4 protein-coding genes are annotated in these 3,995 nt (G+C 61.4%); all 4 read left to right on the top strand.

The genetic code is table 11. The features are described 5' to 3' along the window. Positions 1 to 65 precede the first annotated feature (65 nt). Positions 66 to 1,322 (top strand): alanine racemase, encoded by a 1,257-nt coding sequence (gene alr, locus WBF74_RS13125; RefSeq protein ID WP_424440637.1) that lies wholly within the window; start codon positions 66 to 68, stop codon positions 1,320 to 1,322. Beyond that, positions 1,319 to 2,092 carry an MlaE family ABC transporter permease gene (locus WBF74_RS13130; RefSeq protein ID WP_424440639.1) on the top strand — a complete coding sequence of 258 codons (774 nt, stop codon included), beginning with the start codon at positions 1,319 to 1,321 and terminating at the stop codon, positions 2,090 to 2,092. The genes alr and WBF74_RS13130 overlap by 4 nt, the downstream gene beginning before the upstream one ends. 10 nt (positions 2,093 to 2,102) lie before the next feature. After that, positions 2,103 to 2,876 (top strand): ABC transporter ATP-binding protein, encoded by a 774-nt coding sequence (locus WBF74_RS13135; RefSeq protein ID WP_424440641.1) that lies wholly within the window; start codon positions 2,103 to 2,105, stop codon positions 2,874 to 2,876. Between the two features lie 44 nt (positions 2,877 to 2,920). Beyond that, positions 2,921 to 3,995, top strand: a 1,075-nt coding sequence (gene radA, locus WBF74_RS13140; protein WP_424440643.1) for a DNA repair protein RadA, incomplete at its 3' end; no start/stop codon positions are given.

The following is a 3,995-nucleotide window of genomic DNA, read 5'->3' on the forward strand; positions in this document are numbered from 1 at the left end:
GCCCATAAATCCGCCCCATTAACCTTTTAGATCTGCAGCAACTTCCGCTTCCCTTGCGATACGCTATGATCAGGGGACGCTGGACCAGCGGGCCTTTTGAAGAGGGGCGAGCCCTGCCTGATGCAAATCTGATAAGCGAGAGAGACGGAAGCGCGGCGCCGGAGAACGGTGTTGCGAGCGCGGTGCTGACTGTCGATCTCGACGCTCTGGCGGCAAATTACGCTTTGCTGCGCCACGAAGCAGGCAACACGGAAGTTGCCGCTGTCGTGAAGGCTGATGCCTACGGGCTCGGTATCGAGCCGGTGGCGCGGCGACTGGCGGCCGAGGGTTGCCGCATCTTTTTCGTTGCCACACCACTGGAAGGACGGACGCTTCGGGGCGTTCTGCCGGAGGCGGATATCTACATTCTGGACGGGCTCTTTCCCGGTGCCGCCACGCTTTATGCGGAGGCACGCCTGCGCCCGGTTCTCAACTCAAGGGGCGAGCTTGCCGAATGGCGTGCGGCGGGCGCCCCCCTTCCTGCCGCTCTCCATTTCGACACAGGCATGAATCGGCTTGGCATGAGCGTCGAAGATGCGGCACAGATCGCTGGTGATCCCTCGCTGACGGCGGGCTTGGAAGTCTCGATCATCATAAGCCATCTCGCTTGTGCGGATGACGGGAACCATCCGCAGAACAGAGAGCAGCTTTCCCGCTTCCGCGCGGTAATCGAGAAACTCCGTTCGCGCTTTCCGAAGGCACGCGCGAGCCTTGCCAATACGGGCGGCATCTTTCTCGGCCCCGATTTTCATTTCGACCTGGTGAGGCCCGGTATCGGCCTTTATGGCGGCACCCCCTTTGCGCAGAAGCCAAACCCCTTTCACCCCGTGGTGAGTGCCCATGCGCGGGTTCTCTCGGTGCGGAATGTGGCGCCCGGTGAGGGTGTAGGCTATGCCGCAAGTTGGAAAACAGACAGTCCTGCCCGCATTGCTGTTCTGGCGATGGGCTATGCAGATGGCTATCTCCGCTCGCTTTCTCACCCGCCAGCAGAGGGAATGGGGGGCGAATCAGGCGGACGCGTTTACATTGGCGGGGAGATCGCGCCGGTTGCGGGCCGCATCTCGATGGATATGACGAGTGTGGACATCACCCACCTGCCAGAAGGCACAGTGAAGCGTGGTGATATGGCGGAACTGATCGGCTCGCATATCAGCGTGGATGATGTGGGGCTTCGGGCAGGTACGATCGGCTATGAGATACTGACGGCTTTGGGTACGAGATATATGCGGCGATATAAAAGCTCGAACGGAACAGACGGCGCGACAGGCAGGGGGAAGGCGTGAACGTATTCGCAATCATCGGGCGGGTGGTGCTTTCCACCCTTGCCGAGATCGGCGCTCTCTCACGCTTTGTGTGGAACGCTATCACGCACATAGTGCGCCCGCCCTTCTTCTGGCGGCTGATCGCGCAGCAGATGCTTCGCATCGGCTATTTCTCGCTGCCGGTTGTGGCGCTGACGGCCTTCTTCACGGGCGGCGCGCTGGCGTTGCAGATCTATTATGGCGGCAACAGCTTCAACTCGGAGTCGATTGTCGCAACCATCGTTGCGCTCGGCATTACGCGCGAGCTTGGCCCGGTGCTCGGCGGCCTGATGGTAGCGGGGCGTGTTTCGGCGGCGATTGCAGCCGAGCTTGGAACAATGCGCGTGACCGAGCAGATCGACGCGCTGACGACGCTTTCTACCAACCCTTACAAGTACCTTGTGGTGCCGCGCGTAGTGGCGGCTGTGGTGACGCTGCCTGCCCTCGTCTTCGTTGCCGACATCATCGGCGTCATGGGCGGTTTTGTCGTTGGCACACAGACGCTCGATTTCAACGCCGGCGTCTATATCAAGAACACGGTCGACTTCCTGAAATATGATGATGTCGTTTCCGGTCTCATCAAGGCAGGCGTGTTCGGCTTCATCATTGCGATCATGGGTTGCTTCCACGGCTTCAACTCGAAGGGCGGCGCGCAGGGCGTTGGCCGCGCGACGACGAACGCCGTGGTGACGGCATCCATCCTGATCCTCGCGGCGAACTATGTGATGACGTCGCTTCTGTTTGCGAATTGAGGGACGTGTCATGAGCGAGGCGAAGATCGAACTCAGGAATGTCTATAAGCGCTTCGGCAAGAAAGTTGTGCTGGACGGCATCAACCTCACCGTGCCGAAAGGCGAGTCGCTCGTTGTGATCGGCGGGTCGGGTACCGGCAAGTCGGTGATGATCAAATGCGTGCTCGGCATCATCCGTCCCGATAGCGGCGAGATTTTTGTGGACGGAAAAAACGTCCTGAAGATGGATGCCGGTGAGCGTGAACAGGTGCTGCGCAAGTTCGGCATGCTCTTTCAGGGCGCTGCGCTGTTTGACAGCCTGCCCGTCTGGGAGAATGTGGCCTTCGGTCTTATTCAGGGCCGCAAGATGAAGCGCAAACAGGCGAAGGACATCGCCATTGCAACGCTCGCCAAGGTGGGACTGAGCGCGGAAGTGGGTGATCTTTATCCCGCAGAACTTTCCGGCGGCATGCAGAAGCGCGTGGGCCTTGCTCGCGCCATTGCAACGGAACCCGAGATCATCTTCTTCGACGAGCCGACCACGGGCCTTGATCCGATCACGGCTGACGTCATCAATAATCTCATTGTGAACAGCGTGAAGGATCTCGGCGCGACGACACTTTCGATCACGCATGACATGGCGAGTGTGCGCAAGATCGGGGATCGCGTAGCGATGATCTACAAGGGCAAGATCATCTGGTCCGGCACGCGCGAGGAAGTGGACAATAGCGGCAACGAATTCGTCGATCAGTTCATCCATGGCCGCGCCGAAGGCCCGATCCGGATGGAAGTGCTGAAGCCCTAGCACTATCGGCACGGCTCCACAGATAAAGAGAAACGCCCGGTCCCATGGCCCGCCCTACCCGCTCATATGTCTGCCAGTCCTGTGGCGCGGCCACTGCCCGCTGGGCGGGACGCTGCGAGAGCTGCGGTGAGTGGAACACCATTGTCGAGGAAGCGGGTGCGAGCGGGGGCGTGGGCGCCGGTCCTGCCGCCAAGGCACTCAAGGGCAAGGGCCGCCAGATCCAGCTCGTCGCGATGAGCGGCGAAAGCGCGGAGCCGCCGCGCCATGTCACCGGCCTTGGCGAGTTTGACCGGGTAACGGGCGGCGGGCTTGTGCCGGGTTCAGCCCTGCTCATTGGCGGTGACCCCGGTATCGGCAAATCGACGCTTCTGCTTCAGGTGATGGCGGCACTTTCATCGCGCGGCCATTCCGTCGTCTATATCTCCGGCGAAGAAGCCATTGCGCAGGTGCGGATGCGGGCGCGCAGGCTCGGCCTCGCCGATGCGCCTGTGCAGCTTGGCGCGGAGACGAACCTCAAAGACATTATCGGCACGCTTGATAGCGGGAAGGCACCCGATGCGGTGGTGATCGACTCGATCCAGACCATGTGGTCCGACACGCTGGACAGCGCGCCCGGCACGGTGGCGCAGGTGCGCGCATCGGCGCAGGAGCTGGTGCGCTTTGCCAAGAAGAACAACACAGCCATCATTCTGGTCGGCCATGTGACGAAGGAAGGCCAGATCGCCGGCCCTCGCGTGGTAGAGCATATGGTCGATGCGGTGATCTATTTCGAGGGCGAACGGGGGCACCAGTTCCGCATTCTCCGGGCGGTGAAAAACCGCTTCGGACCTGCCAATGAGATCGGCGTCTTTGAAATGGGCGAAAAGGGGCTCGCGGAAGTGCCGAACCCCTCTGCCCTCTTTCTTGGCGAGCGCGATGGCGGCACCAGCGGCTCGGCCGTCTTTGCGGGCATTGAGGGGACGCGGCCCGTTCTTGTCGAAATACAGGCGCTGACCGCACAAAGCTCGCTCGGCACACCGCGCCGGGCGGTTGTGGGCTGGGATAGCGGGCGGCTTTCCATGGTGCTGGCGGTGCTCGAAGCGCGCTGCGGCCTTTCCCTCGCCGGGCAAGATGTTTACC

The sequence above is a fragment of the Parvibaculum sp. genome, assembly GCF_049672805.1.
In the GTDB taxonomy this organism is placed as follows: domain Bacteria; phylum Pseudomonadota; class Alphaproteobacteria; order Parvibaculales; family Parvibaculaceae; genus Parvibaculum.